This is a genomic window from Antrihabitans auranticaus (genome assembly GCF_016481275.1).
Taxonomy (GTDB): domain Bacteria; phylum Actinomycetota; class Actinomycetes; order Mycobacteriales; family Mycobacteriaceae; genus Antrihabitans.
Genome location: NZ_JAEMNW010000005.1, coordinates 173964 through 200659, shown reverse-complemented (window position 1 = coordinate 200659; position 26696 = coordinate 173964). Strand labels below are relative to the sequence as shown.

The window sequence follows — 26696 nt, the reverse complement described above, 5'->3', positions numbered from 1 at the left end:
GAGACATGCGCGGCTACTACACATCCGACCAGGTACGGACCGCTGAGGCGGAGCTTTTCACACGGGTGCCTTCCGGCGTGCCGATGCAGCGTGCGGCGTACGGTCTCGCGCGGGTGGTAGCAACCGAACTCCGCCGTCGTACGGGTGCTGTAACGGGTCGGCGGATATTGCTGCTCGTGGGGTCGGGCGACAACGGCGGCGATGTTCTCTGGGCCGGTTCGATGTTGCGGCGCAGGGGAGTCGCGGTTGATGCGCTGCTCCTTCGTCCTGATCGTGCACACGCCGAAGGCCTTGCAGCGCTGCGCAAATCGGGCGGTCGGATCGTCACCGAGAGTGGCGAGCCCGACTTGGTCGTCGATGGGATCGTCGGCATCTCGGGCAAGGGTTCGCTGCGGCCGGACGCGGCCGAGACCGTCGCCGGCATTACCGCGCCGATCGTGTCCGCCGACCTGCCGAGCGGAGTGGATCCCGATACCGGCGTCGCCGACGGCCCCGCGGTTGCTGCCGCGGTGACAGTGAGTTTCGGTGCGCTCAAGCCCGTGCACGCACTGGCGGCGGCACGTTGTGGCCGAATCGAACTGGTACCCATCGGGTTACGCCTGCCGGAACCGCATCTACGTGCGCTCGAACCACACGCGGTCGGGCAGTCCTGGCCGATACCGGAAGCGTTCGACGACAAGTACAGCCAGGGCGTCGTCGGTGTGTCCGCAGGCAGCGAGCGCTATCCGGGAGCTGCCGTGCTCTGCGCGGGCGCGGCCGTTGCGGCAACCTCCGGAATGGTGCGTTTCGTCGGGTCCGCCGCTACCGCCGTTCTTGCGCGCTGGCCAGAAGTGGTTGCAGCCCAATCTGTTTCGGAAGCAGGTCGGGTACAGGCATGGGTCGCCGGACCCGGGTCGGGCACCGACGATGCCGCCCGCGATGTGCTGGCAGCCGTGCTGGCGTCCAACCTGCCCGTAGTCATCGACGCGGACGGCCTGACGATCGTCGCGAAGCACCCCGCCCTCGTGCGCGGCCGTCGAGCACCGACGGTTCTGACCCCGCACGCCGGTGAGTTCGCCCGCCTGACCGGCAGGGATCCGCATTCCGACCGGGTCGGCGCGGTCCGCGAACTCGCACGCGACTGGGGTGCCACAGTGTTGCTCAAGGGGCGCGCGACACTGGTGGCTGCACCCGACCAGACCGTGTTCGTCAACGAGGCGGGCGGGTCGTGGGCCGCGACGGCTGGATCGGGCGACGTCTTGTCGGGCCTCATCGGCGCTCTGCTCGCAACCGGTATGGGTGCTGCCGAGGCTGCGGCGTGCGCCGCACGAGCGCATTCGCTGGCCGCGAATTTGGCAGCTGCGGACGGGGGGCCCGCGGCGGCACCGATCTCGGCCGGTCCGCTGCTCGACCACGTGCGACCTGCGATTCGACTTCTGCGAAGCTACGGCGAAGTGGGGATGTGATCCCCATCCTGCATCCGGTCGGACGATCGATGGCAGGATCGTTTCCCGTGACCGCCGACCCGTCCGCTCCCGAGCCCCAAGCGGAATTCGTCGTGGACCTCGACGCCATTACCCAGAATGTCCGCACGCTGCGCGGCTATGCGGGTGATGGCGCACTGATGGCCGTGGTGAAGGCGGACGGATACAACCATGGCGCTGTCGCGGTCTCGCGCGCGGCGATCGCCGGTGGCGCGCGGGAACTCGGGGTGACCACCGTCGCCGAGGCCCTCGAGCTTCGAAAGGCCGGGATCGATGTTCCGATTCTGTGCTGGCTCAACACCGCCGACGCCGACTTTGCCGCTGCGATTCGCGCCGATGTCGAGATCGGCGTTTCGTCCGTCAAGCACGTTGCCGCAGTTGCGGCCGCAGCCAAGGCGGTCGGTGCGCCCGCAACGGTTGCCGTCAAAGTCGATACCGGACTCAACAGGAACGGGGCATCGCAGCAGGAGTATCCGCTGGTACTCGATGCGCTTGCGGACTTGTCGAGCTCATTGCGACTGCGCGGCATCTTTTCCCACCTCGCACTGGCGGACTCACCGCAGCACCCGATGAACGACACGCAGCGGCAACGGTTCGTCGACGCGGTCGCTGCCGCGAAAGCGAACGGTCTCGTGCCCGAGGTCGTCCATCTTGCGAACTCTGCTGCGACGGTCACACGTCAGGATCTGCATTTCGACATGGTTCGGCCGGGAATTGCGATCTACGGGTTGTCACCCATTCCTGAGCTGGGCACGTTCGGGCTGGTACCGGCGATGACCGTGAGCGCGCGAGTTGCGCTCGTGAAAGCGGTGGCCGCCGGCGAGGGTGTGTCGTACGGCCACGAGTGGATCGCACCACGCGATACAACAGTTGCGTTGCTGCCGGTCGGTTACGCCGATGGGATACCGCGGGCGCTCGGCGGCAGGTTCGACGTGCTGCTCGGTGGCGCACGCCGACCTAGCATCGGTCGGGTGTGTATGGATCAACTGGTCGTCGACCTCGGACCCGACGGCGCCGGTGTACAAGAAGGTGATCGCGCGGTGCTGTTCGGGACCGGCGCGAATGGCGAAGCAACAGCGCAGGAATGGGCCGATACGCTCGGCACGATCCACTACGAGGTTGTCACCGGAATGCGGGGCAGAACGGTCCGGCGATATGTCGGAGGGAATGGTTCGCAGTGAGAATCCGGCGGGCAGGAATGATCGGCGGGACGGCGAGCGCGGTGGCACTGGTCGGCGTGGGCGCGGCGCGCGCGGTTCAGCGCTCGGTGCGGCCGAAGAAACCCGACAACTTTGCCGACGAGAACTTCGCGCTGATCGACGAGGACCGCGCGCGGGTCGTCCGGGCGGACGACGGCGTCGAGCTTGCCGTCCGTGAAAGCGGACCCGAAGACGCGCCGCTGACCGTGATCTTCTCCCACGGCTTCAGCAACAGAATGACGTCCTTCCACTTGCAGCGCAGAATGCTGGCCGACCGCTGGGGTGACAACGTCCGCCTCGTGTTTCACGACTTGCGCGGCCACGGACTTTCGGGAATGCCGGCCGACGATCACGCCACGATCGACCAGCTCGCCGCGGACCTCGAGACAGTCGTCAGGGTTGTCGCGCCGACCGGTCCCGTTGTGCTGGTGGGGCATTCGATGGGCGGGATGAGCATTCTCGCCGCGGCCAGGCAGTTCCCGGAATTGTTCGCTGCCAAGGTGGTCGGGGTCGGCCTGCTGTCGACTGCGGCAGAGGGGATCGCGCGGCGCGGCATCGCGCGCAATCTTGCCCATCCGGCAGTCGACGGATTCCGGCTCGCCGTCCGGACCTCCCCAGCCCTCGTGCAATTCGGGCGAGCAACAGCGCGAAATCTGATCTGGCCGATCCTGCACGCGGCATCGTTCCGGACCGACGTCAGCCCGAGCATCGCCAAGTTCACGTACGCGATGATCGACGGCACCTCGGTCGTCACGGTCGTGCAGTTCTTGCGGGCGCTCGAATTGCACGACGAAACCGAGTCGGTCGCGGTGCTCGCGGACCTCCCGGCGCTCGTGCTCGCGGGCGACGCAGATCCGGTCATCCCGTTCTCCTCGGCGACCGGACTCGCGGCGGCATTGCCGAATGCCGAGTTGGTCCAGGTGCACCACGCAGGCCACATGGTCCACCTCGAGTTCCCGGAGTTGGTCAACGACGCACTCGACCGCCTGGTCGACCGCGCAACCGAATTCGTCCGGCACAGAAACCCGTCGCACGTTGGCTGAGCGCACCTTGCCGACCGCGGCAGATACCGAAGCGTTCGGCCGCGAACTCGCCGCGGGCCTGACCGCCGGTGACCTCGTGATTCTCGACGGTCCCCTCGGCGCCGGAAAAACAGCTCTCACCAGGGGAATCGGTGCCGGCCTCGGGGTTGTTGGCCGGGTGAGTTCGCCGACGTTCATCATCGCCCGCCAGCACAAGCCTGGTGAGCGGTCCGGGGCGGATCCGGTCGGCATGGTGCATGTCGACGCCTACCGGCTCGGCACCGGACCCGACGCACTCGACGAGCTGGACGCGTTGGATCTGGACACCGACCTGCGCCGTGCGGTTGTGGTGGTCGAATGGGGTGCGGGTCTCGTCGAGCAACTTGCGCAACGCCATCTGTTCGTTGCACTGCGCCGTGAACCCGAATCCGACGTCCGAACCGTTTCCTGGGAATGGCGCGACGCGGCAGAGCGGCGGTGAAGTGAATCGATGGCCGAAGAACGCGACGATGACGACACATACTTCGACTTTCACCGGGCACAGGGATGGGTACATCGCGGCCCGATCGGCTCCGAACCGGGGAACGCGCCCGAGCGCAAGCCCAGGAACAAGCGCCCGTTGACCGACGCCGAGTACGAAGAACGGCGCGCACAGGGTTGGCTGCAGCGTCCCTGACATGAGACGCAGGTCTCTCCGAGCCACCGGGTATCGTTGATCCATCATGCTGCTACTTGCGGTCGACACCTCTACCAGCGCAGTTACTGCGGGTGTCGTCGAATTCGGGGGCACCGAACCCGCATCCATCCGTGAACTCGCTCGCCGGTTGACGGTGAGTTCGCGCGCGCACGCAGAGGTGCTGACTCCCCAGATCCTGGAATGCCTCGCCGAGGCGGGCTACAAGCCGACCGATCTCGACGGTGTCGTCGTCGGAACCGGGCCCGGTCCGTTCACCGGTTTGCGCGTCGGCATGGCGACGGCGGCTGCGTTCGGTGACGCCCTCGGGATTCCCGTCTACGGGGTCTGCAGCCTCGACGCGATCGCACAAGCTGTGGCGACCGATCGGGAACTGCTCGTGGTCACCGACGCTCGGCGTCGCGAGGTGTACTGGGCGCGCTACAAGGCGGGACGCCGAGTCGATGGCCCCGCGGTCTGTAAACCTGCCGACCTCGACGTCGGGTCCGCGCAGATCATCGCCGGTGCGGCCGAGCACGTCGACTACTTCGACCTGCCGGTCGAACCGACCGAAAGCCCGTCGCCGGTTGGCCTGGTCGGCGCGGCCGCAGCGCAACTCACCGCCGGTGCGACCCCCGATCCGCTGGTTCCGCTCTACCTGCGACGCCCGGACGCAGTCGCCGCTGCAGGCCGAAAGAAATGACGATCACGATCGACCCGCTCACCGTCGCGGACGTCGACCGGTGCGCCGAGCTCGAGCAGGTGCTCTTTCCGGGCGACGATCCCTGGAGTGCTGCCGCGTTCCGCTCCGAACTCGCTGCGCGCCATAATCATTACTACGCAGCACGATTCGCTGCCGCCGCGAGCACCGCGCTTGTCGGGTACGCGGGAGTTGCGTTGCTCGGCAACAGGTTCAGCCCGGAATCCGAGGTCCACACCATCGGTGTCGATCCCGATTATCACCGGCTCGGCGTCGGTGCCCAGCTGTTGACCGCGCTCCTGCGGCACTCCGAAAAGCACGGCGGCCCGGTCTATCTCGAGGTGCGGACAGACAACGAACCCGCTATAGCGCTCTACCGCAAGTTCGGATTCGAGATCGTCGGAACACGGCCGCGGTACTACCAACCGAGCGGTGCCGATGCTTACACGATGTGTATGCCGGCTCGCGAGAAGGACAGCCAATGATCGTGATGGGGATCGAGAGCTCGTGTGACGAGACCGGCGTCGGGATCGTCGAATGGCGGTCGGACGGAACCTGCGTACTGCTCGCCGACGAAGTCGCGTCGAGCGTCGATCAGCACGCGAGATTCGGCGGGGTCGTACCCGAAATCGCGTCGCGGGCGCACCTCGAAGCGATCGTTCCGACGATGCGGCGGGCTCTGGCGGCGGCCGGAATCGCGAAACCCGACGCCTTGGCCGTGACGATCGGTCCGGGTCTGGCGGGTGCGCTGCTGGTCGGCGTTGCTGCCGCCAAGGCATATGCAGCCGCTTGGGATGTGCCGTTCTACGCCGTGAATCATCTCGGCGGCCACGTTGCCGTCGACACCCTCGAGCACGGTCCGATGCCGGCGTGCGTTGCACTGCTGGTGTCGGGTGGCCATACCCACCTGTTGCATGTGACGGACCTGGGGCAACCGATCGTGGAATTGGGCAGCACGGTCGACGATGCGGCCGGCGAAGCGTTCGACAAAGTCGCGCGGCTGCTGGGCCTCGGATACCCGGGCGGTCCGGCGCTCGATGCTGCTGCGCAAGAAGGGGATCGATCTGCGATCGCGTTCCCGCGTGCGATGACGGGTCCGCGCGACGCCCGGCACGACTTCTCCTTCTCAGGTCTGAAGACAGCCGTCGCGCGCTTCGTCGAGGCGAAGGAACGTGCGGGCGAACAACTTCCGATCGCGGACATCTCCGCGAGTTTTCAGGAAGCAGTTGCCGACGTTCTCACGATGAAAGCCGTCCGGGCGGCGCGCGACTCCGGGGTCGACACCCTCGTGCTCGGCGGCGGCGCGACTGCAAACTCACGAATCCGTGCCATGGCGCAGGAAAGATGCGAGGACGCGGGAATCAGGCTGCGGGTGCCCAAGCCGCGGCTCTGCACTGACAACGGCGTGATGATCGCGTCCCTGGGCGCACACATCGTTGCCGGTGGGGCGGCCCCGTCGAAGCTCACCGCGGCGACGGATCCGGGCTTGTCGGTGGCCGTCAGCCAGGTCGTCGCGTAGAACTAGCCGCCGCTGGAACCGGTGTCCGGTCGGTTCAGCGGTGTCGCGGGTTCGGTTGTCTCCGTGCTGGTTTCGTCCTGAGTCGGAGATTCGGTCCCGTCGGGCTGCGGCGCCTCGCTCTGCGGGCTCTCGTCCGTCGGCGTGGCGGTGGCAGAAGGTGCCGGTGTGTTCGGCCGCGGGAAGAAGCGCTGAATCTCCGGCCACGGAATCATCGGCAGGTCCGGCGCCGGACGCAGAGTCGGTACGGGTGTCCGCGTGGTGGTCGTCGTGGTGGTCGAGGTCGACGACGAAGCCTCGGCGCTCGAATACGACTCCCGGGGTGCCTCGTGCCGGATGGTCGTCGTAGGCGCGCTACCACCGGGCGATTCGTAGGTCGGGAACGATGCCCCGGTTTCGCTCACGATGGGGGCAGCGGTCGTCGGTTCGGTCGTCACGAGCTGTTCGGTTGTCTGCGGGCTGCTCGTCCCAGCCGGTGACACGCTGCCGGTGTCGTCGGTGGCCGGTGAAAGTGCCTGCACGCCGTAGCCGATGACCAGTCCGACGACCACGAACGCGCCGATGAGCGCTCCCGCGACCTTTGTGAAGGTGCCGATCGGCGCGTCGGTGCCCATGCTGACGATCGGAAACGCCAGCGGACCGGCCGAATCTGCGAGTAGTGCGGCGCCCTTGGCGATGACCGCTTCGGGCTCGTCGACGGTGAGCACAGGCAGGTCCAGCGCGTCGACCAGTGCCGTGTGGATGGCCGGGATGTTTCCGCCACCGCCGATGACCGCCACGATTCCAGGACGGTGGGGCGCTGCGTCGAACACGTCCTTGGCGAACGCGGTCGCTGTCGCGCACTGCGCGCTGATCAGGTCGTCGAACTCCTCGCGCGTCAGTTTCAGCGGGCGGCCCGCGACGTGATCGATCGTGACTGCATCGCTGGAGGACAGATGTTCTTTCGCCGCGCGGGCGCGCCGCAACAGGGTTCCTGCGCCGAGTCGTTCACTGCTCGGTCGTTCGGTTCGGTCGTTCGCGAAATGTTCCGCGAGCAGGTAGTCGCAGACGAGGTCGTCGATCTTGCGCCCACTGACAGCGTCTGTGCGGCGCGAATCGTGCACAGTTCCGTCAACCTGATCGATGACGGTGACAGTGAGCCCGGTGGCCCCGAGATCGAAGAGCGCGATCGTTTCGTGTTGCGCGACCTCGCCGGTACTGCGCAGATACGTCAACGCCGCGGCCGTCTCCGGAACCAATTGCAGGTCGTGCCGCCTGCTGCCGACGGCCGAGCGGATGTGCTGAGTCTGATCTTTCGTTCGATACGCGACAGCGATGCCATCCGGCTGGATGGTTTCGCTGGGAAGTTGTGTCGTCATCAGCTCGATCGACGACGCAATGAGCTCGCCGAGATCGGTGTTGGCCTCTTCGTCAGCTGAGATGACGCGGTACTCGGTGGTTTGCGCGCCGTTCGGCGCAGTAGTCAGCAGAACTGAACCAACTACTTCGCTACCAGCTGATACACCCAGTGCGGTACGCATAGTTCACCTCCTGCCGGCAGGGGTCCCCTCGTTTCGATGTGAGTCAGATCGATGTGCGGGCTCCTCCAAGCTCCGGCACGCGAAATGTCTCAACTCTGACAATACAGTCTCCTCCGTTATCTGAACGTTACAGAAACGAAGATCACATTGGAAATCGATGGGAGCGTTTCGCGGAGAGCGGACTCGAATCAGCACACTCCACCCTTGAGCGCTGGCACTCGCGTGTATAGAGTGCTAGGTGACACCGAGCTTGATCCCGGCACCCGCGACGACGGGATTCGGCGAAGGGTCATCATCGTGAGAATCGAACAGCACCAAACCGACTAGTCCGGGGATGAGCCCCGGACCGGAGAACCCCTGAAAGTGGAGGGCTCAATCGTGGCGAGCGTGAACATCAAGCCGCTCGAGGACAAGATCCTCGTCCAGGCCAACGAGGCCGAGACGACGACTGCCTCCGGCCTGGTCATCCCCGACACGGCGAAAGAAAAGCCGCAAGAGGGCACCGTCATTGCCGTTGGCGAAGGGCGGGTCAGCGAGAAGGGCGACCGTATCCCGGTCGACGTCAAAGAAGGCGACACCGTTATCTACAGCAAGTACGGCGGCACCGAAATCAAGTACGGCGGCCAGGAGTACCTGATCCTGTCGGCGCGCGACGTGCTGGCAGTCGTTACCAAGTAAGCAGGCGTTTCACAGAAACCCCGCTCGCATTCCGCCCCGGCACCGAGAATTCTTCGGATCCGGGGCGGTGTGCGTTCGCGCACGATTCCGACAGCGCAAGTTTTGAAAAGGGAGTAGCGAAAAGAATGGCCAAACTTATCGAGTTCGACGAGAAGGCTCGCCGGGCTCTCGAGCGCGGTGTCGACCAGCTCGCCGATGCCGTACGCGTCACCCTCGGGCCGCGTGGTCGCCACGTCGTGCTCGCGAAGGCGTTCGGTGGACCGACCGTCACCAACGACGGCGTCACCATCGCACGTGAGATCGACCTGTCCGATCCGTTCGAAAACCTCGGTGCGCAGCTCGTCAAGAGCGTTGCGACCAAGACCAACGACGTTGCCGGCGACGGCACGACCACCGCAACGGTGCTCGCGCAGGCGCTGATCCGCGCCGGCCTCAAGAATGTCGCCGCAGGTGCCAACCCGATCGCACTCGGTTCGGGTATCGCCAAGGCAGCCGACGCGGTGTCGGAAGCTCTGCTCGCCGCCGCGACGCCGGTCGACAGCGAGAAGTCGATCGCGCAGGTCGCGACCGTTTCTTCACGTGACGAAGAGATCGGCACCATGGTCGGCAAGGCACTCACGACCGTCGGCAAGGACGGCGTCGTGACGGTCGAGGAGTCTTCGACCCTGCTCACCGAGCTCGTCGTCACCGAAGGCGTGCAGTTCGACAAGGGCTTCCTGTCGCCGTACTTCATCACCGACGTCGACACGCAGCAGGCAGTTCTCGAAGATCCGCTCGTGTTGCTTCATCGCGAGAAGATCAGCTCGCTTCCCGACTTCCTGCCCCTGCTCGAGAAGATCGCAACCAGCGGCAAGCCGGTCCTGATCATCGCCGAGGACATCGAGGGTGAGGCGCTGTCGACCCTGGTCGTCAATGCCATCCGTAAGACGATCAAGGCCGTAGCGGTCAAAGCGCCGTTCTTCGGTGATCGCCGCAAGGCGTTCCTCGACGACCTCGCCGTGGTCACCGGCGGCACGGTCATCACGTCCGACATCGGTGTCTCGCTGCGCGACGCCGGCCTGGATCTGCTCGGGTCCGCACGTCGTGTGGTCGTCACGAAGGACGACACCACCCTCGTCGAGGGTGCTGGCTCGGCCGAAGAAGTTGCCGGTCGCGTCGGCCAATTGCGCCGGGAAATCGAGCGTACAGATTCCGATTGGGACCGCGAGAAGCTCGAGGAGCGGCTCGCAAAGCTCGCCGGTGGCGTTGCCGTCATCAAGGTCGGTGCCGCGACGGAGACCGCCCTCAAGGAGCGCAAGTACCGCGTCGAAGATGCGGTGAGCGCAGCCAAGGCAGCTGTCGAAGAGGGCATCGTGCCCGGCGGTGGTTCCGCGTTGGTTCACGCGAGCAAGGCTCTCGACGCGCTCGCGGATTCGCTGTCCGGCGACGAAGCACTCGGCGTTCGGGTTGTCCGCACCGCGCTGTCGGCCCCGCTGTTCTGGATCGCCACGAATGCCGGTGCCGAAGGCTCAGTCGTGATCAGCAAGGTTGCCGAGTTGGCCGACGGCCACGGCTTCAACGCTGCCACGCTGACCTACGGCGACCTCCTTGCCGACGGCGTCGTGGACCCCGTCAAGGTGACGCGGTCGGCGGTCGTCAACGCTGCCTCAGTCGCGCGCATGGTGCTCACGACCGAGAGCGCTGTCGTCGACAAGCCGGCAGAAGAGGAAGATTCAGGCCACGGCCACAGCCACGGTCACTGAGTTTTCTGCAGACACGAACACACGAAGGCTCCCGGACATCGTCCGGGAGCCTTCGTCGTTTGTTGCGAAACCCTCAGGGCCGCACTCCTCCTCGGGATCCGCACCGGTTGACGGCCAGAAAGTCGATGCGGATCCCGAAAAGGAGTGCGGCGCTTCAGGCAAGCGTGAGGACCGCGAAAGGTGTGGTTGTGGGCTGCTCGGAGCCGCCGGTCGGTTCGACGCTGAACGCCAGCGTCGACGCGTTGTCCAAGTCGGTGAGCACGGCCGTGGTCGTCGGCGCGAGGTCGGGCAGGAGGCCTGCCGACTTCGGTTGCTCAGTTCCCGCGATGAGCCACATCTGGTACACCGAGTCGGGGCCTGCCGGGGGAACATCGACCATCATCACGATCGCTGCGTCGGCGTCCTTCGAGTACAGCGCGGTCGCCGAACCGCCCTCGGGCAACGTGACCCGGACGGTTTGCAGGTCGGGTGCGGCAACGATCGACTCGGCAACCGAGGTCTGGTTGGTTTCGCGCAACTGATTGCCGATCACCGTACCGCCGGCCAGCACCGCTACTGCTGCTGCGGCGCCCAAGGCCCAGCGCCAGCGCGACTTCGCGTTGCGTCGCTCGGCGAGGTCGTCGACCGGAGTGGCCTGTAGTGGCGACAGCGTCGCTCCTGCTGCTCCCTCGTCGAGGATCTGGGCAAGTACCCGCTCGAGCAGTCCGGGCGGCGGTGTGGCGACCGTCAGCAGCGAAACAGTTGCAAGAGTTTCGCGCGCTTGCCGCACAGCGTTCTCGAACTCTGCTCGTGCGCTTGTGTCCGATCCGTTTCGCAACGCCCGTACGGCACGTTGCTCGTCGTCCTCCAGAATGCCGAGAGCGTAGGCATTCGCCAGGTCCAGATGGGCCTCGTTCATCTCACATCACTCCCAAACATCCTCTGAGCTTGATCAGTCCGTCGCGGATCCGCGATTTCACTGTGGGTACGGCGACGCCGAGATCGTCGGCTACTTCGCGATAGGACAGTCCGCCGTAGTACGCAATGGTCAGCGACTCACGCTGCGTCGGCGTGAGCGCGTTGAGGCAGTCGAGGACGGCCTGGCGTTCGAAACGCCGCCACACCTCTTCTGTCACCTGATCGAACTCGTCCCGATAGTTCCGGGTTTCGTAAACGTGTTCGCGGTCGGCGCTGGACTGCTCCGATCGCACCCGATCGATGGCGCGGCGATGTGCGAGCGTCATCATCCACGCGATCGCGGAACCCTTTGCAGTGTCGAACGTGCCGGCCTGCTTCCAGATCTGCAGAAAGACTTCTTGTGCGGTCTCCTCCGCATAACCGGGGTCGCGCAGAACCCGCAGGACCATCCCGTAAACCCGCGATGACGTGCGTTTGTACAGTTCCGAGAAGGCGCCTGTATCGCCGGTCGCGGTAGCCTCCAAGAGCGCGCCCAGCTCGGCGGTCTCGGCCGTCCGCGCCGCTACCACATAGGCCATATCGGTCGGGCAGCTGAGCTCGGATTCGTCGGTCACTACAGTCCTGTTCATGGCGCTACCGCGTCACTGCGGCATCAGTACTGAATCGATGAGATAGACAGTCGCGTTCGCGGTGCTCACTCCACCGCACACGACGTTGCTGTCGTTGACCTTCAGCGTGTCGCCGGACCCGCTGACCGAGACCTTTCCGCCTTCGACCGTTGTCAGCTCGCCCGCGATCTCGCTGGGTGCCAGCCTGCCCGGTACCACGTGGTACGTGAGGATCTTCGTAAGCAGGGGATCGTCGGTCTTCAGCGTCTCGATGGTCGCGGGGTCGATCTTCGCGAACGCGTCATCGACGGGCGCGAAGACGGTGAACTCGCTACCGTTGAGGGTGTCGACCAGATTGACCTTCGGGTTCAGCTGGCCCGATACGGCTGCTGTCAGGGTCGTGAGCAGCGGGTTGTTACCGGCTGCGACGGCTACCGGATCCTGCGCCATACCGGTTACCGAGCCCGCGCCGTCGGGATTCGCCGCCGCATACGCTGCGCAGCCCGGACCCACCAGAGCGGCAGCCGGTTCGGCTCCGCTCGTCACCGCCGCCGTTGTTTCCGTGGCGCTGGAGGTCGCTTCGTTCGAGTCACTCTCATCGGACGAGCACGCCGACAAGCCAAGCAGCGCAACGCCTATGGTTGCTGCTGCGACGACAAGTCGCGAGGTGCCGAGTGGCATTGGTTGTGCCTTCCCTGAAAGTGTCGATGTCCCATGGAATTCGGAGCATGTCCCGACCCGGATGGAACGAACTGTGACGAGTTTTCGCGGAGGCACGAATCTGGTGGAGCAGTCAGCCGCGCGAATTCCTCACACAAGCGATTCGTCACGCGAGGCTGATTAGATGGCACCGATCGGATTTCCGGCGCGAATCGACCCGGTCGTACGGGCGAGTCAGCGCCGAATCCGGTGTCCGATCAGGCCAGCGAGATCGCCGCGAACGGATCGGTGGTTGGCGCGGGGGAGCCGCCGGGCGGCTCCACGCTGAAGGCCAACGTAGACGCGCTGCCGACATCCTCGATGACCGCGGTCGTTATCGCAGACACCTGGTCGGGCGCGATGATGCCCGCGGAAACCGGCTCCTTGTCGATCAGCCACATTTGGTACACGGAATCGGCCGGTGGTCCGGACAGGTCGTCGATCAGGAGCACGGCCGCGTTCTCGTCTTTGGAATACACGACTGTCGCGACTCCGCCCACGGTGAGCGGCGTCTGGATGGTTCGTGCGTCGGGAGCGGCAAGCACTGCTTCGGTGACGGACTGAGTGGCCTGGTCGCGCATGTTGTACCCGACGACTGCCCCGCCGACCAGTAAAACGACGGCTGCGGCAGCGGCGACGACCGCGAGCTGCCAACGGCGCAGACGTGCACGCCGTTCGGCCAGTGAGGTAGGCGGCGCGACGGCGTCCGCCGACTCGCTGGTGACAGGCTTGGGCTCGACTCGATCCTGCGGTGTGTCGACGATCTGCTCGAGCAACCGCGCGCGCAGCGTGATAGGCGGGTCGACCGCAACGGTCGAACTCAGGGTGGCTAGCGTCTCACGGGTTTGCCGAACCGTTGCCTCGAACTCGCCGCGCAGCGTCTCGTCCGCGCCGTCGAGAAAGGCGGTGACCGCCTGTCGCTCAGCTTCATCGAGGGTGTCGAGTGCGTAGGCATGTGCGAGGTCGATTGCCTCGTCGTCCATCAGCCCACCCCCAAACATCCTCTGAGTCGTATAAGTCCGTCACGAATCCTGGACTTGATAGTGGGTACGGCTACCCCGAGGTCGGCAGCTACCTCGCGATATGTACGTCCACCGTAATACGCCAACGCAACAGATTCGCGCTGCGTCGGCGTAAGCGTGTCGAGGCACTCTAATACAGCGCGGCGCTCAATGCGATCCCAGACCTCTTCTGTCACCTGATCGAACTCGCCGGGGTTGTTCTTGGATTCGTATACGATCTCGCGATCGGTATTGGACTGCTCCGAGCGAACCCTGTCGACCGCGCGCCGGTGCGCGAGTGTCATGAGCCAGGATTGCGCGGATCCTTTTGCTGGGTCGAAGCTGCCGGCCGTTCGCCAGACCTGCAGATAGACCTCCTGCGAGGTTTCCTCGGCGAAGCCGGGATCGCGAAGAACCCGCAAGGTCATTCCGAAGACACGGGAGCTCGTGAGGTCGTAGAGCGCAGCGAAAGCCCCCTTGTCGCCCCCGGCGGTTCTTTGCAGCAGTTTGTCGAGGGCGGCAGCTTCATCGCGTCGCGCAGCGCGCACACGACCGATGTCGGTTGCGCATCGCGCATCTTCGGGCTCGGTTGCGCGTTGTTCCGTCACAGGTATCCGATCGAGATCATCGGTCACAACGTTAACCCTGATCGATGGCGTTTTTGTAACAATCGCCAGTCGATCGACCAGGAGCCGGTGCGGGGCCCGATTCGCAGGGCCGAGCGCGGTCAGACCGCGATGCGCCTACGAACCCGGCGAGAGTGCAGTTCGCGCTCGGTTTCCGACATTCCGCCCCAGATTCCGTACGGTTCGGCGACGTTCAGGGCGTGCGAACGGCACTGTGCGAGCACGGGGCACTGCCGGCAGATTTCTTTTGCGCGCATCTCGCGCTGGGACCGTGCGCGACCGCGCTCGCCGTCGGGGTGAAAGAACACCGACGAATCGACTCCGCGGCAAAGGCCGCGCATCTGCCAGTCCCAGATGTCTGCGTTCGGCCCGGGAAGGTGCGTCGGCTGTGGCATGTGAACTCCTCGTGTGCGAGCTCGTCGGGGGTGGCAGCGCGAGCGCTGCCGGTGCTCCCGAGTCGGTGTCGAAACGCCGCCTGTCCTATGCGCACACCGTCGTGCTCTTCCAGTGGCGGCGAAGAGCAACGTTAGGGCGCGGTGCGAAAACGCGTCAATAGTTTCGCCGCGTGGGAATTTCCATAACTTGCTGGCCGAGAATTAACCTGCAATATGTTTACATTCTCTGCTTGCCGTGCTGCTCGGCCGTCGTCGGACGTTGCTGCACGGCAACCGGGCGACGCCGGCCCGGGGTCTCCCCGGTAGTCGGCCAACTCCGGATAAGTGCAGTTGGAGCTATATTTCAGTACGACGGGTGGAGGCGCGCGGGGGCTCGGACGGTGTCGTTCCGCTGCCCGTATCGGGGTCGCGCGAAGTTGTGGGAATCCGTTGAATCCTGTGTTTCCCGGCCGCGGTTTTCGCCTTTCGAAGTATGCGTACCGACGATTACAAATCGTTGCAGCTGCGGAGTTTTACGTGCGCGAAACAATTCGTGCCGATTGTAAATCTTGTGTTTTGCGCGGGACTCGGGCAAGGCGCGGACCGCCGCAACCTACAGTTGTCGCCGTGCCGACTCAGGACCCATCGCGAGCAATTGACTGTGCGCCACACGCGACGGCGGGCCCCTTGGAGGCCGCTGCTTTCGGCGCTGCGCCGGGCACCGCGCCGCTGCCGGCCGCTACGAACGCGGACGAGGTCTGGCTCCGGGCCGTCGCATTGGGCGGCCAGGGGCGATACAGCGCTGCGCGTTCGGAACTGGCGCGGCTTCGAGTTCTCGCCCGCACGCAGCCGGCGCTCCAATCGTTGGCCCGCAGCACCGCTGCGTCGTATTTGCGGCAGCTCGGGTGGCACCGCCTTGCCGCTGTCCAGGACGGTGCCGCGCTGGCACTGGCAGCCCGTGCGGGTGCTGAGCCCAGTGCGCGGCAGGCACACTTCGACGCGCTGACCGGCCTCGCTGCCGACGCGCTCGGATCGGGCCGATTGCCGCTGGGCAGGCGCTTGCTGCAGCGCTGTGACGATGAACTCAGTGCAGAGCGCGAGACTCCGGCGCTGTGGCGTCAGCGCATCCGATTTCAGTGGGTAGCTGCCGAAATTTCGCTTGCGGGTGGTGCGGGAATCCCGGCGCTGGCCTTCGCAGAGGCCGGCTATCGCCATTCGATGCAACATTCGTCACTGCGGCATCAAGTGAAGTCCCGCTTACTCGTTGCGGCTGCGTTGAGTGCTGTCGACCGTGTCGACGAATCCCGCGCGCTCGCGGGTGAGGTCGTCGAGCAATGCGCTGAGCAGCGACTTCTTCCGTTGCGCTGGGCCGCCGCCATGCTACTGGCCGGTGGTGACGAAGGTTCCGCCGCAATGGCGTCCGCACTCGAATCAGCCCGTGAGATCGAAAGTTTCGGCGGCAGCTTTCGCACAATGTGATCTCGTCTGCGGTGCGGAATCGATCTTCGATCACTTCGGTAGCTATTGTTGATTCGTTCCGCTTGTGGGCGGAAGCACACCCGGTCGGGGGCCGTGCCACTGTAACGCCAGGAATTTCGCTGACGATGACTCAAGCGGGTGAGGAGTTGGACTCCGCCGTCGCTGCCGCAGCGCAGGGCGATAGGTCCGCTTTAGCCCAGGTCCTTCAGATTGTCCGGCCCCTGGTTGTGCGCTACTGCAGAGCGAGGGTCGGTTCTGCAGAGCGTGGGCAGCTCTCTGCAGACGATGTGGCGCAGGAGGTATGCCTCGCTGTGATGACGGCCTTGCCTCGGTATCAAGACCAGGGTCGGCCGTTCATGGCGTTCGTGTACGGAATCGCGTCACACAAGGTAGCTGACGCCCATCGAAACGCATCCCGTAACAAAGCGGACCCGATGGCCGAAGTTCCAGACGTAATCTCCACCGACGAAGGACCGGAGCAACAGGCTCTCGACTCGGAGGCAAGCAGGCAGATGGAAACTCTGCTCGCGACACTTCCCGAGAAGCATCGCGAGATTCTGATTCTCCGCCTGGTAGTCGGCCTGTCGGCCGAGGAAACTGCGGCGGCCGTCGGGAGTACCGCGGGTGCAGTACGGGTAGCCCAACATCGGGCTATCGCGAAGCTCAAGACACAAGTGGCGAAGGCGGGTGACATATATGGCTAGGGATGGCAAGCGCGGCCGCTTTGGCGCGGGATCGCAGCATAGCGATCCTTCCGCTGAGTCCGCTGTCGGTGAGAGTGGACCGCTTGACATTGCAGCAGTCCGCCGAGACGACGAACTGATCGACGCCATCGCGAGTGACGGCCCTGTAGCGACCGACAGTGCCGAGGAATATGAGATCGCAACGTTGCTCGCGAGCTGGCGTGCCGAGCTGACGGGTCCGCCGTTGCCGGCGGCGCCGGATCTCGACGCGGTGGTAGCGGCAGTAAATCAGGAAATTGGTGCACGTACCGCACGGGTTCGCGCCGGTGGCAAGTTGCGCATCGTCCGTCCGATCATCGGCGCCGCAGCCGCAATCGCGGTCGTCGTCGGTGCGATGACGGCTTTCTCGTACAACGCCGAGCCTGGCGACGCGCTCTGGAAGGTGAAGCAAGTTGTCTTCAGCGACCAGGCAGATTCCACGGTCGCGAACATCGATACCACTTCCGACCTGCAAGAAGCCGAAGAGCTCATCGCAGCCGGGAATCCGCAGGAAGCCCAGCGTGTGCTCGAGCGCGCCTCCACTCGCGTCAGTGGCGTGAACGATGCGGGTCAGCGCGAGGATTTGGTGACGCAACTGTCGAAGCTCGCGGACGAAGTGCGCAAGCAGCTGCCGGTGTTCCCGTTACCGACATCGCCTGTCTCGACGACATCGGCCAATGCGCCCGAAGCAACGACCACGGACCTGCCGGTCGGGCCCACCGTCGACCCGGCCGATCCCCGCAGGACCGCAGCTACCTCGGCTACCGACCCGAATCCGAGCCAAGCGGCGACGATCGACACCAGCGTGCTGCTGTCGCCGCCCCCGCCGGTCGATACGACCACGGATCCGACAACGCCGGTCGAGACCACTGCCGAGCAGCCCCCGGTCGTCGAACCGACGACCACGCCGCCGCCTGTGATCGAGGAGCCGACGACAACGCAGCCCCAGGAGCCCAGCGCCGAGTTGCCGACCACTACCGCCGCAGCGCCGGTGAGCTAGCTCAGAGTTCACAGCATTCAGACAGAAGAAGGGCCCAGCGATCGAATCGCTGGGCCCTTCTTGTGGCTCTAGGAGCGCGCTGGACGGCTCAGCTGTCGAATCCGCCGTCTTGTAGCGCACCGTTCATGGACGCGTCCGCGTAGCCGCGGCAGTAATCCCACGTCACGTACGCCTCGGGCTGCGGGTCGTAGGCGGGCTCGTGTGGCCGCACCGTGCCATCCACCAGCAGCTGGAGGAGGTTCGCGCGGAGCATGTCCCAGTCGTGATAGTGGTCCTGTTTGCAGTCTTCGCAGCAGACGACGAGTCCGCGAATCCCACGGTGGGCCAACAGCGCTTCGTAAACAGCAAGGTCGGCAAGATCTTCTTCTACCGCGAGCCGCTCATGTGGATCGAGCGGCTGGCCGGGCTCGATCTCGTCGAGCGCGGCCGAGGGATCGGCGGGGTCGCCGGCGAAGGGGTCCGGCGGCAGGCCTGGAGGCAGTTGGTCTCGCACAACACAACGGTACGCAGTCGCAGTGGGTCTGCGCCAGCCGTTACGCGTCACGCGGCCTCTGCGCGGCCCGATAGCATGGATGCCACGCCAAAGGGAATAATCGTTGGCGCGCAGACATTCAGCAGTCATCGAATACACGAAGATGGCGTCTGTTCCAAGCTGTCGACGAAGCTTTCAGGAGGGCCTGATTCGAATGACTAGTCCCGGTGGACCGATCGGCGGCGTGCGGGTGCCTACAGGTGGGGATGACCCGAACAAGATCGCGATGCTCGGGCTGACGTTCGATGACGTGCTTCTACTGCCGGCTGCGTCAGACCTCATTCCGAGTGCGGTCGACACGTCCAGCTTCCTGACCAGGGAAATCAAGCTCCGTGTCCCGCTTGTCAGCTCCGCGATGGACACCGTGACCGAGGCGCGGATGGCTATTGCCATGGCGCGCGCCGGCGGGATGGGCGTGCTGCATCGCAATCTTTCCGCGGCGGATCAAGCCTCTCAGGTCGAGACCGTGAAGCGTTCCGAGGCCGGTATGGTCACCGATCCCGTCACGTGTACGCCCACGGACACACTGGCCGAAGTCGACGCCCTGTGCGCGCGCTTCCGGATTTCCGGCCTTCCGGTCACGGACGGCCACGGCAGTCTTGTGGGAATAATCACGAATCGCGATATGCGATTCGAGGTGGATCAGAGCCGCCAGGTCGCGGATGTGATGACGAAGGCGCCCCTCATCACCGCGCGTGAAGGTGTGACGGCCGAGGCCGCACTCGGCCTGCTGCGGCGACACAAGATCGAGAAATTGCCGATCGTCGACGGCAAGGGTCATCTGACCGGTCTGATCACTGTCAAGGACTTCGTCAAGACAGAACAGCATCCGCTCGCGACCAAGGACCGAGACGGCAGGCTCCTCGTGGGTGCCGCGGTCGGTGTCGGTGAAGATTCCTGGGCCCGTGCGATGGCGCTGGTCGACGCGGGCGTCGACGTGCTTGTCGTCGACACCGCGCACGGTCACCAGGTCCAGGTGCTCGAGATGGTCAGCAAGGTCAAGGCCAACGTAGGCAGCCGAGTCCAGGTCGTCGGCGGGAACATCGCGACGCGCGCGGGTGCACGTGCGCTCGTCGAGGCGGGTGCCGACGCAGTGAAGGTCGGCGTGGGGCCCGGATCGATCTGCACGACCCGCGTGGTCGCCGGTGTCGGTGCGCCCCAGATCACGGCGATTCTCGAAGCGGTCGCAGCGTGCAAGCCCGCGGGCGTGCCAGTGATCGCGGACGGTGGACTTCAGTTCTCGGGCGACATTGCGAAAGCCCTCGCTGCCGGTGCGTCGACGGCGATGCTGGGTTCGTTGCTCGCGGGCACCGCCGAGTCACCCGGAGAACTGATTCTGGTGGGTGGCAAGCAGTTCAAGAGCTACCGCGGCATGGGTTCGCTCGGCGCGATGCAGGGGCGTGGCCAGGGCGGTAAAACGAAGTCGTACTCCAAGGACCGGTATTTCCAGGACGACGTCCTCGCGGAGGACAAGCTCGTTCCGGAAGGTATCGAGGGGCGGGTGCCGTTCCGGGGGCCGCTGAACCAGGTCATTCATCAGCTGACCGGTGGATTGCGTGCCGCGATGGGCTACACAGGCTCCAATTCGATCGCGGAACTGCAGGAGGCGCAGTTCGTGCAGATCACCGCGGCGGGTTTGAAAGAGAGCCATCCTCACGACATCACCATGACCGTGGAAGCGCCCAACTACGCAGCCCGCTAGCGTCATACTGCAATTGATCAGCAGGGACGGATTTGATCGGCAGGGACGGGCCCGCAACCGCGAGGCGGGAGCAGGGCCCACGAACAAGCCGAGCGCAGCGAGGCAATAAACACAGGAAGGGGCGCGAGTGCGCGACCTCGTCGAGATTGGCATGGGCCGGACAGCCCGACGGACTTACGAGTTGGACGATGTGAACATCGTCCCGTCGCGTCGGACGCGGTCTTCGAGTCAGGTTTCCACGGCGTGGCAGATCGATGCCTATCGGTTCGACATTCCGATTCTTGCGCACCCGACCGACGCGTTGATGTCGCCGGCTGCTGCGATCGAGCTCGGCAAGCTGGGTGGGCTCGGCGTTCTCAACGGCGAAGGTCTGTGGGCGCGTCACGCTGACGTCGAGAAGGTCCTGGAAGAGCTGGTCGAGGTCGCGGAGAGCGACGACGATCCCGATGCGACGATCACGCGGTTGCAGGAGCTGCATTCGGCGCCCTTGCAGCCGGACCTGCTCGGTGCGGCGATAAAGTCGATCCGCGATTCGGGTGTCACGACCGCTGTGCGCGTGAGCCCCCAGAACGCGCAGGCTTTGACGCCCGTTTTGTTGCAGGCCGGGATCGATCTGCTTGTCGTGCACGGCACGATCATTTCGGCGGAGCATGTCGGCCGAAGTGGTGACGACCCGCTGAACCTCAAGACTTTCATCGCTGATCTCGACGTTCCGGTCGTCGCAGGCGGCGTCAGCGATCACCGCACGGCGTTGCATCTGATGCGGACCGGCGCTGCGGGCGTGATCGTCGGCTATGGCTCGTTCGAGGGCGCGACATCGACCGGCGAGGTTCTTGGTATCGGCGTTCCGATGGCGACCGCGATCGCCGACGCTGCTGCCGCGCGTCGTGACTATCTCGACGAGACCGGTGGCCGGTACGTGCACGTCATCGCCGATGGCGATATCGCGAATTCCGGGCAGTTGGCGAAGGCCATTGCTTGTGGTGCGGATGCAGCAATGCTGGGTGTCCCTCTGGCTTTGGCGTCAGAGGCGCCCGGTGGTGGCTGGTATTGGCCATCTGCCGCCGCGCATCCGTCGATGCCGCGCGGTGCACTGCTGCCTGTGACGCCTGCCGGCGACCGACCCGGCATGGCCAAGGTCTTGATCGGGCCTTCCAACGACCCGTTCGGTTCGCTGAATCTTGTTGGTGGACTCCGGCGTTCGATGGCGAAGGCGGGTTACTCGGATCTGAAGGAATTCCAGAAGGTCGGGCTCACCGTCAGGGCGTGACGACGGGGAGCGTCAGCACCTGCGACGAACCCGACGGGACGGTCACCACGTGGGGGACCAGTCCGCCGCGGTAGTTGAGGTCACCGCCCGCGATTTCGAGTCGGACGCTGTGGCCGGTGTCGAACCGGTGCACGATTGCGGGGAGCGTGACGTGCACCGGCGCGGCGGGATTCACGATGCGCATCGGTGCGACCAGATTGTTGATCAGTTCGGCGTAACCGTCGGGGCCGACGTCGTAGAGCTTCGCGAACACGACGACGGCGTCCTCGAGGGACCCGTTGGTGGGTCGTTCCGTTGCGAGGGTGAACGACAACCTGGGTGAACCGACAACGTCGAGCGGCGCAGTTTGCGGCGCACCTGTCCAGCGGGCGAAGGTGCCGGGGATCGAGGCTTCCGGAATTGCGATTGTCGGCCGTGGGTCGAGCGCGTGGGTTGCTGTCGGTAGTCCGGCGGGTCCAGTCAGGAACGTCTGTGGCGGTGCGAGGGCAAGCGGTTGCTGGGTGAGTCCGGTTCCTGCGAGGAAGAGGTCTGTGGGTAGTCCCGGGTCGACGGTCGGCGCGCTCGCGTAGGCGGCACCGGCGTTGCCCGAGTAGGGCACCCAGTCGCGGAAATATGCGAATTCGGGGCCGGTCGACACGGTGCTGTCGCGCAGATAATGATCGAACCAGTCGAGAATTCGCCGGGCTTGATAGCGCTCGTTCGGATCTCCGCCGTAGAGCTCGCCGATCGCGGGTTCAGTCAGGGAGTGGCCCCACGAGTGCCAGATCATCTTGACCTCGGTGCCCTGGCTCTGCAGCGCGTCGTAGGTCGCTCGTGCTTCGTTCAGGTTGAACAGGGTGTCGTTCTCGCCTTGCATGAGGAGGACCGGAATTTTGATCCGGTCTACGTAGCTTGCGACGGAATGTGCACGCATGAAAGCGATTTGACCGGGATCGGGGTAACCGCGCGGTAGTCCGGTCGCGACCGTCGCGCACAGTTCCGGGGTCAGGTTCGGGCACGGTACTGCGCGCTCCGGATCGGCTGCGTACCCGGCGACGCCGGGGTTTGCCGCGCCGATTGCGGTCAGGCCGAGGACCCACAGCAGCTTTCCGGCGCCCGGTACTGCCGATGTGACGCCGGCTCCGGAATCGATGTCGTTCGGCGCCAGGGAGTACGACAGGTCGTTCCAGGTGACTGCGGGCACGATCGTGTCGACGCGCGAATCGATCGACGCGACGGCGAACTGGACCTGGCCGCCGTAGGAGTTGCCGATCATGCCCACGCGTGGATCATGCTCGCGTGCAATACCATCGCGGTCCGTCGCGTCAGTGACGATGTAGTCCGGTGCTGGTACCGGAATCAGGTGGTCCGCGCCCGTGAAAGCGATTCCTTCGCGTCCGCCGAGGAAGCTGATCAGCTGGCTGGCGGCCTTGCCGTCGTAGTCGGGACTGTCCATCGTGGCCTTGCAGCTGGATCCGCCGAAGCCGAGTCCGGAATACGCGAGCACCGCATAGCCATCCCGTGCGAGAAGCGTGGCAGGCCGGACGAGTTCTTCCTTCGACTGCGCGAAGCCGCTGGTCGTGACGATCGCCGGCACCTTGTTCCCGGCGTCTGCGGCGACCGGCGTGTAGAGGTCGGCGACGATGTCGCAGGCGACGTCGTCGCCCGGTCCGATCAGGACAGCGAAATGCATTGTCTGTTTGTAGAATTCGGCCTGCGCGACGGCCGTGTGCGGATAGGCGGATGCCGTCAGGCAGGCGAAGGCGGCGATCGTCGCAAAGGATCTTGCTCGGCACAACATCGGGCGCGGGTCGCTTTCGTCATTGCGGTCGCAGGTCGAGACTCGATAACCACAAGTACCGTACGACGGCATGATTGCCGGGACCGCACTTCGGCGAGTTCCAATTGGTGGATACTCGTGAGTAATCGACACAGCCCGTCGACGTAGTGGAGGTTCTCCCGTGGCCAACTCGCGCACGTCCAGCAATGATGCGACAGATTTCGACGTTCTCATCGTCGGATCCGGTTTCGGCGGCAGCGTCACAGCGCTGCGTCTCGTCGAAAAGGGATACCGCGTAGGCATCCTCGAGGCGGGTCAGCGCTTCGCTGACGCCGACTTCGCAAAGAACAGCTGGCATCTGCGGAAGTTTCTGTGGGCGCCGAAGCTCGGCTGCTACGGAATTCAGCGTATCCACTTGCTGCGCAACGTCATCGTGCTCGGTGGCGCCGGCGTCGGCGGTGGTTCGCTGAACTATGCGAACACGCTCTACCAGCCGCCGGAACCGTTCTTCAAGGATGCGCAGTGGCGCGACATCACGGACTGGCGCAGCGAACTGACGCCGCACTACGAGCAGGCGCAGCGGATGCTGGGCGTTGTCCGCAACCCGCATATGACACCGGCAGACGAGATCATGAAGTCGGTCGCCGACGACATGGGCGTCGGTGACACATTCGTCCACACACCGGTCGGGGTGTTTTTCGGTGAGCCAGGAAAGACGGTGCCCGACCCGTTCTTCGGTGGCGCCGGGCCCGAGCGCACCGGGTGCATCGAGTGTGGCGAGTGCATGACAGGTTGCCGGCACGGCGCAAAGAACACGTTGCTGAAGAACTACCTCGGACTGGCCGAGAAAGCAGGCGCGACGATCGTTCCGCTGACGACGGTCGACGCGGTCCGTCCGCGCCCGGACGGCAGTTGGGAGGTCTCCACCGTTCGTACCGGCGCACTGATCCGCAAGCGGCCACAGACGTACACGGCAGGTCAAGTGGTCCTCGCCGCCGGAACCTGGGGAACGCAGCATCTGCTCTTCGCCATGCGAGACAAGGGCGTGCTGCCGCAGCTGTCGGACAAGCTCGGCGTTCTCACGCGTACGAACTCGGAGTCGATCGTCGGCGCCGGCAAGTACACGGTCGATCCGGAGTTGGACCTCACGCGCGGCGTCGCGATCACGTCCTCCTTCCACCCCACACCGGACACGCACATCGAGCCGGTCCGGTACGGCAAGGGTTCCAACTCGATGGGGCTGTTGCAGACACTCATGGTCGACGGCGGCGGCAAGATTCCGCGCTGGCTGAAGTTCGTGTTCGTGATGCTGTCTCATCCGCGGCAGTTCGTGCGGATGATGTCGGTCAAGAATTGGAGCGAGCGGACCGTCATCGCGCTGGTCATGCAGCATCTCGACAACTCGATCACCACCTATACGAAGCGTGGTGTGTTCGGGCGCAAGTACACGAGCAAACAAGGGCACGGTGAACCGAACCCGACGTGGATTCCCGCAGGTAACGAGGCCACGCGCCGAGTTGCGGAGAAGATCGACGGCGTCGCGGGCGGCACATGGGGCGAGCTCTTCAACATCCCGCTGACGGCCCACTTCCTCGGTGGTGCCGCGATCGGAAACGATGCCGAACACGGCGTCATCGACCCCTACCAGCGGGTGTACGGCTATCCGACATTGAGCGTCGTCGACGGTGCTGCGGTGTCCGCGAACCTCGGCGTCAATCCGTCCCTCACGATCTGCGCGCAGGCCGAACGGGCGGCGTCGATGTGGCCGAACAAGGGCGAAGCCGACCTGCGACCGGCACAGGGGTCCGCGTACGAGCGGATCGCGGCGGTCGTGCCGAACCATCCCGTCGTGCCGGAGGGCGCACCCGGTGCGCTGCGGTTGCCGATCTTCCCGGTCAAGGCGTCCACGGCCTCGTGAGCTGCGCCCACTAGACTCTTCGGGGTGGCAGATACCCAGCAGACCAGGCCGGTTCTCGTCGTCGACTTCGGCGCCCAGTACGCGCAGTTGATCGCTCGGCGGGTGCGAGAGGCAAAGGTCTACTCGGAGGTCGTGCCGCATACGGCGACCGTCGAGGATATTGCCGCGAAGAATCCTGCGGCGGTGATCCTTTCGGGCGGTCCGTCGAGCGTGTACGCCGACGGCGCGCCGCGCCTGGACCCGCGGCTCTTCGACCTCGACGTGCCGGTCTTCGGTATCTGCTACGGCTTCCAGGCCATGGCTGCGGCGCTCGGCGGCACCGTTGCACAGACCGGGACGCGCGAGTACGGCCGAACGGAACTGAGCGTCGACGGCGGAGTTCTGCACGGCGGTCTGCCGACGTTGCAACCGGTCTGGATGTCACACGGCGACGCTGTGACGGATGCGCCCGCCGGCTTCGAGGTGACCGGAACCAGCACGGGCGCCCCAGTTGCAGCGTTCGAAAATATCGAGCGCCGGCTCGCCGGTGTGCAGTACCACCCCGAGGTGCTGCACTCGCCACACGGTCAGCAGGTACTGAGCCGGTTCCTGCACGACATCGCGGGTATCGACGCGAAGTGGACCGCGGCGAACATCGCCGAATCGCTGATCGCCACGGTTCGCGAACAGATCGCAGACGGACACGCCATCTGCGGCCTGTCCGGCGGCGTCGACTCGGCCGTGGCTGCGGCGCTCGTGCAGCGCGCGATCGGTGACCGCTTGACCTGTGTTTTCGTCGACCACGGACTTCTGCGTGCCGGCGAACGGGAGCAAGTGCAGCAGGACTTCGTTTCGGCGACCGGTGCCAAGCTCGTCACGGTCGACGCGGTCGACAAGTTCCTGGGCGAACTCGACGGTGTCTCGGACCCGGAAGAGAAGCGCAAGATCATCGGCCGCGAGTTCATCCGAAGCTTCGAAGGGGCGGTCGCGGAGGTCGTCGGCGAAGACACCGACCGCTCGGTCGAGTTCCTGGTGCAGGGCACGTTGTATCCGGATGTGGTCGAGTCGGGCGGCGGTTCGGGGACCGCGAACATCAAGAGCCACCACAATGTCGGCGGGCTACCCGACGACCTCGAGTTCGCACTCGTCGAACCGTTGCGCCTGCTGTTCAAGGACGAGGTCCGCGCGGTCGGACGCGAGCTGGGTCTACCCGAGGAAATCGTTGGACGGCAACCGTTCCCGGGCCCCGGCCTGGCGATCCGGATCGTCGGAGAGGTCACCAGAGACCGGCTCGCATTACTGCGCCAAGCCGACGCCATCGCACGTGAAGAGTTGACGTCCGCCGGGCTCGACGGCCAGATCTGGCAGTGCCCGGTGGTATTGCTCGCCGACGTGCGCAGCGTCGGCGTGCAGGGCGACGGCCGGACCTACGGCCATCCGATCGTGCTGCGGCCCGTGTCGAGCGAAGACGCGATGACCGCCGACTGGACGCGGTTGCCTTACGAAGTCCTGGAACGCATTTCGACCCGGATCACCAATGAGGTAGCAGAGGTGAACCGGGTCGTGCTGGACGTGACGAGCAAGCCGCCGGGCACTATCGAGTGGGAGTAGGCGCTG

At 65.2% G+C, this 26696-nt stretch carries 26 protein-coding genes; 17 read left to right on the top strand and 9 right to left on the bottom strand.

The genetic code is table 11. The features are described from left to right. Nucleotides 1-5 precede the first annotated feature (5 nt). Genes JGU72_RS22445 through tsaD form a run of 8 tightly spaced genes read left to right on the top strand, consistent with a single transcriptional unit; the run spans nt 6 to nt 6576 of the window. Nucleotides 6-1445 carry an NAD(P)H-hydrate dehydratase gene (locus tag JGU72_RS22445; RefSeq protein ID WP_199686410.1) on the top strand — a complete coding sequence of 480 codons (1440 nt, stop codon included), beginning with the start codon at nt 6-8 and terminating at the stop codon, nt 1443-1445. Between the two features lie 29 nt (nt 1446-1474). Next, nucleotides 1475-2644: an alanine racemase gene (alr, locus tag JGU72_RS22440; protein WP_199686303.1), complete on the top strand. Its 1170-nt coding sequence runs from the start codon at nt 1475-1477 to the stop codon at nt 2642-2644. 17 nt (nt 2645-2661) lie between these two features. After that, the gene (locus tag JGU72_RS22435) at nt 2662-3705 is read left to right on the top strand and encodes an alpha/beta fold hydrolase (RefSeq protein ID WP_199686409.1); all 1044 of its coding nucleotides are present in this window, start codon (nt 2662-2664) and stop codon (nt 3703-3705) included. Then, nucleotides 3698-4165, top strand: a complete 468-nt coding sequence (tsaE, locus tag JGU72_RS22430; RefSeq protein ID WP_199686302.1) for a tRNA (adenosine(37)-N6)-threonylcarbamoyltransferase complex ATPase subunit type 1 TsaE — start codon at nt 3698-3700, stop codon at nt 4163-4165. The genes JGU72_RS22435 and tsaE overlap by 8 nt, the downstream gene beginning before the upstream one ends. A gap of 9 nt (nt 4166-4174) precedes the next feature. Next, nucleotides 4175-4360 (top strand): hypothetical protein, encoded by a 186-nt coding sequence (locus JGU72_RS22425; RefSeq protein ID WP_199686301.1) that lies wholly within the window; start codon nt 4175-4177, stop codon nt 4358-4360. A gap of 46 nt (nt 4361-4406) precedes the next feature. After that, nucleotides 4407-5060 carry a tRNA (adenosine(37)-N6)-threonylcarbamoyltransferase complex dimerization subunit type 1 TsaB gene (tsaB, locus tag JGU72_RS22420; RefSeq protein WP_199686300.1) on the top strand — a complete coding sequence of 218 codons (654 nt, stop codon included), beginning with the start codon at nt 4407-4409 and terminating at the stop codon, nt 5058-5060. Further along, a complete protein-coding gene (gene rimI, locus JGU72_RS22415) occupies nt 5057-5542 on the top strand; it encodes a ribosomal protein S18-alanine N-acetyltransferase (RefSeq protein WP_199686299.1) in 486 nt (161 codons plus the stop codon). Before tsaB ends, rimI begins: the two co-directional genes overlap by 4 nt. Next, complete coding sequence (gene tsaD / locus JGU72_RS22410; RefSeq protein WP_199686298.1) at nt 5539-6576, top strand: tRNA (adenosine(37)-N6)-threonylcarbamoyltransferase complex transferase subunit TsaD; 1038 nt, start codon at nt 5539-5541, stop codon at nt 6574-6576. Before rimI ends, tsaD begins: the two co-directional genes overlap by 4 nt. A 2-nt stretch (nt 6577-6578) precedes the next feature. Here the strand turns inward: tsaD and JGU72_RS22405 are convergent, their stop codons facing one another. Next, nucleotides 6579-8093 (bottom strand): Hsp70 family protein, encoded by a 1515-nt coding sequence (locus tag JGU72_RS22405; protein ID WP_199686297.1) that lies wholly within the window; start codon nt 8091-8093, stop codon nt 6579-6581. 378 nt (nt 8094-8471) lie between these two features. Between JGU72_RS22405 and groES the strand changes: the two genes are divergently transcribed. Both groES and groL read left to right on the top strand, forming a co-directional pair. Then, the gene (gene groES, locus JGU72_RS22400; RefSeq protein ID WP_169587852.1) at nt 8472-8771 is read left to right on the top strand and encodes a co-chaperone GroES; all 300 of its coding nucleotides are present in this window, start codon (nt 8472-8474) and stop codon (nt 8769-8771) included. Between the two features lie 125 nt (nt 8772-8896). Beyond that, nucleotides 8897-10513 (top strand): chaperonin GroEL, encoded by a 1617-nt coding sequence (gene groL / locus JGU72_RS22395; RefSeq protein WP_199686296.1) that lies wholly within the window; start codon nt 8897-8899, stop codon nt 10511-10513. 154 nt (nt 10514-10667) lie between these two features. Here groL and JGU72_RS22390 read toward each other — a convergent pair whose 3' ends face one another. From JGU72_RS22390 to JGU72_RS22365, 6 genes are all read right to left on the bottom strand, one after another. Further along, nucleotides 10668-11411, bottom strand: coding sequence for an anti-sigma factor (locus tag JGU72_RS22390; protein WP_199686295.1), 744 nt, complete (start codon nt 11409-11411; stop codon nt 10668-10670). Between the two features lies 1 nt (nt 11412). After that, nucleotides 11413-12039, bottom strand: a complete 627-nt coding sequence (locus tag JGU72_RS22385) for a sigma-70 family RNA polymerase sigma factor (RefSeq protein WP_374101144.1) — start codon at nt 12037-12039, stop codon at nt 11413-11415. Nucleotides 12040-12051: 12 nt separating this feature from the next. Next, nucleotides 12052-12699, bottom strand: coding sequence for a fasciclin domain-containing protein (locus JGU72_RS22380; protein ID WP_199686294.1), 648 nt, complete (start codon nt 12697-12699; stop codon nt 12052-12054). Nucleotides 12700-12935: 236 nt separating this feature from the next. Continuing rightward, a complete protein-coding gene (locus JGU72_RS22375) occupies nt 12936-13700 on the bottom strand; it encodes an anti-sigma factor (protein WP_199686293.1) in 765 nt (254 codons plus the stop codon). After that, nucleotides 13700-14275 (bottom strand): sigma-70 family RNA polymerase sigma factor, encoded by a 576-nt coding sequence (locus JGU72_RS22370; protein ID WP_374101148.1) that lies wholly within the window; start codon nt 14273-14275, stop codon nt 13700-13702. Before JGU72_RS22370 ends, JGU72_RS22375 begins: the two co-directional genes overlap by 1 nt. Nucleotides 14276-14445: 170 nt before the next feature. Further along, a complete protein-coding gene (locus tag JGU72_RS22365; RefSeq protein ID WP_199686292.1) occupies nt 14446-14739 on the bottom strand; it encodes a WhiB family transcriptional regulator in 294 nt (97 codons plus the stop codon). 666 nt (nt 14740-15405) lie between these two features. Here JGU72_RS22365 and JGU72_RS22360 point away from each other — a divergent pair. From JGU72_RS22360 to JGU72_RS22350, 3 genes are all read left to right on the top strand, one after another. Continuing rightward, nucleotides 15406-16197 (top strand): hypothetical protein, encoded by a 792-nt coding sequence (locus JGU72_RS22360; protein ID WP_199686291.1) that lies wholly within the window; start codon nt 15406-15408, stop codon nt 16195-16197. Between the two features lie 125 nt (nt 16198-16322). Continuing rightward, nucleotides 16323-16901 (top strand): sigma-70 family RNA polymerase sigma factor, encoded by a 579-nt coding sequence (locus JGU72_RS22355; RefSeq protein ID WP_199686290.1) that lies wholly within the window; start codon nt 16323-16325, stop codon nt 16899-16901. Beyond that, complete coding sequence (locus JGU72_RS22350; RefSeq protein WP_199686289.1) at nt 16894-17919, top strand: anti-sigma-D factor RsdA; 1026 nt, start codon at nt 16894-16896, stop codon at nt 17917-17919. The genes JGU72_RS22355 and JGU72_RS22350 overlap by 8 nt, the downstream gene beginning before the upstream one ends. An 88-nt stretch (nt 17920-18007) precedes the next feature. Here JGU72_RS22350 and JGU72_RS22345 read toward each other — a convergent pair whose 3' ends face one another. Then, the gene (locus tag JGU72_RS22345; protein ID WP_199686288.1) at nt 18008-18412 is read right to left on the bottom strand and encodes a DUF5319 domain-containing protein; all 405 of its coding nucleotides are present in this window, start codon (nt 18410-18412) and stop codon (nt 18008-18010) included. 193 nt (nt 18413-18605) lie between these two features. Here JGU72_RS22345 and guaB point away from each other — a divergent pair, with 193 nt between their 5' ends. Next, a complete protein-coding gene (gene guaB, locus JGU72_RS22340; RefSeq protein WP_199686287.1) occupies nt 18606-20153 on the top strand; it encodes an IMP dehydrogenase in 1548 nt (515 codons plus the stop codon). Nucleotides 20154-20280: 127 nt separating this feature from the next. After that, nucleotides 20281-21423 (top strand): GuaB3 family IMP dehydrogenase-related protein, encoded by a 1143-nt coding sequence (locus JGU72_RS22335; RefSeq protein ID WP_199686286.1) that lies wholly within the window; start codon nt 20281-20283, stop codon nt 21421-21423. Here JGU72_RS22335 and JGU72_RS22330 read toward each other — a convergent pair. After that, nucleotides 21413-23095 (bottom strand): CocE/NonD family hydrolase, encoded by a 1683-nt coding sequence (locus JGU72_RS22330; protein WP_233532837.1) that lies wholly within the window; start codon nt 23093-23095, stop codon nt 21413-21415. The two genes, JGU72_RS22335 and JGU72_RS22330, sit on opposite strands and share 11 nt — an antisense overlap. 268 nt (nt 23096-23363) lie before the next feature. On the opposite strand from JGU72_RS22330, the gene JGU72_RS22325 reads away from it, so the two are divergent. Continuing rightward, a complete protein-coding gene (locus JGU72_RS22325) occupies nt 23364-25100 on the top strand; it encodes an FAD-dependent oxidoreductase (protein WP_199686284.1) in 1737 nt (578 codons plus the stop codon). Between the two features lie 24 nt (nt 25101-25124). Beyond that, nucleotides 25125-26690 carry a glutamine-hydrolyzing GMP synthase gene (gene guaA, locus JGU72_RS22320; protein ID WP_199686283.1) on the top strand — a complete coding sequence of 522 codons (1566 nt, stop codon included), beginning with the start codon at nt 25125-25127 and terminating at the stop codon, nt 26688-26690. The last annotated feature ends 6 nt before the right edge of the window (nt 26691-26696 follow it).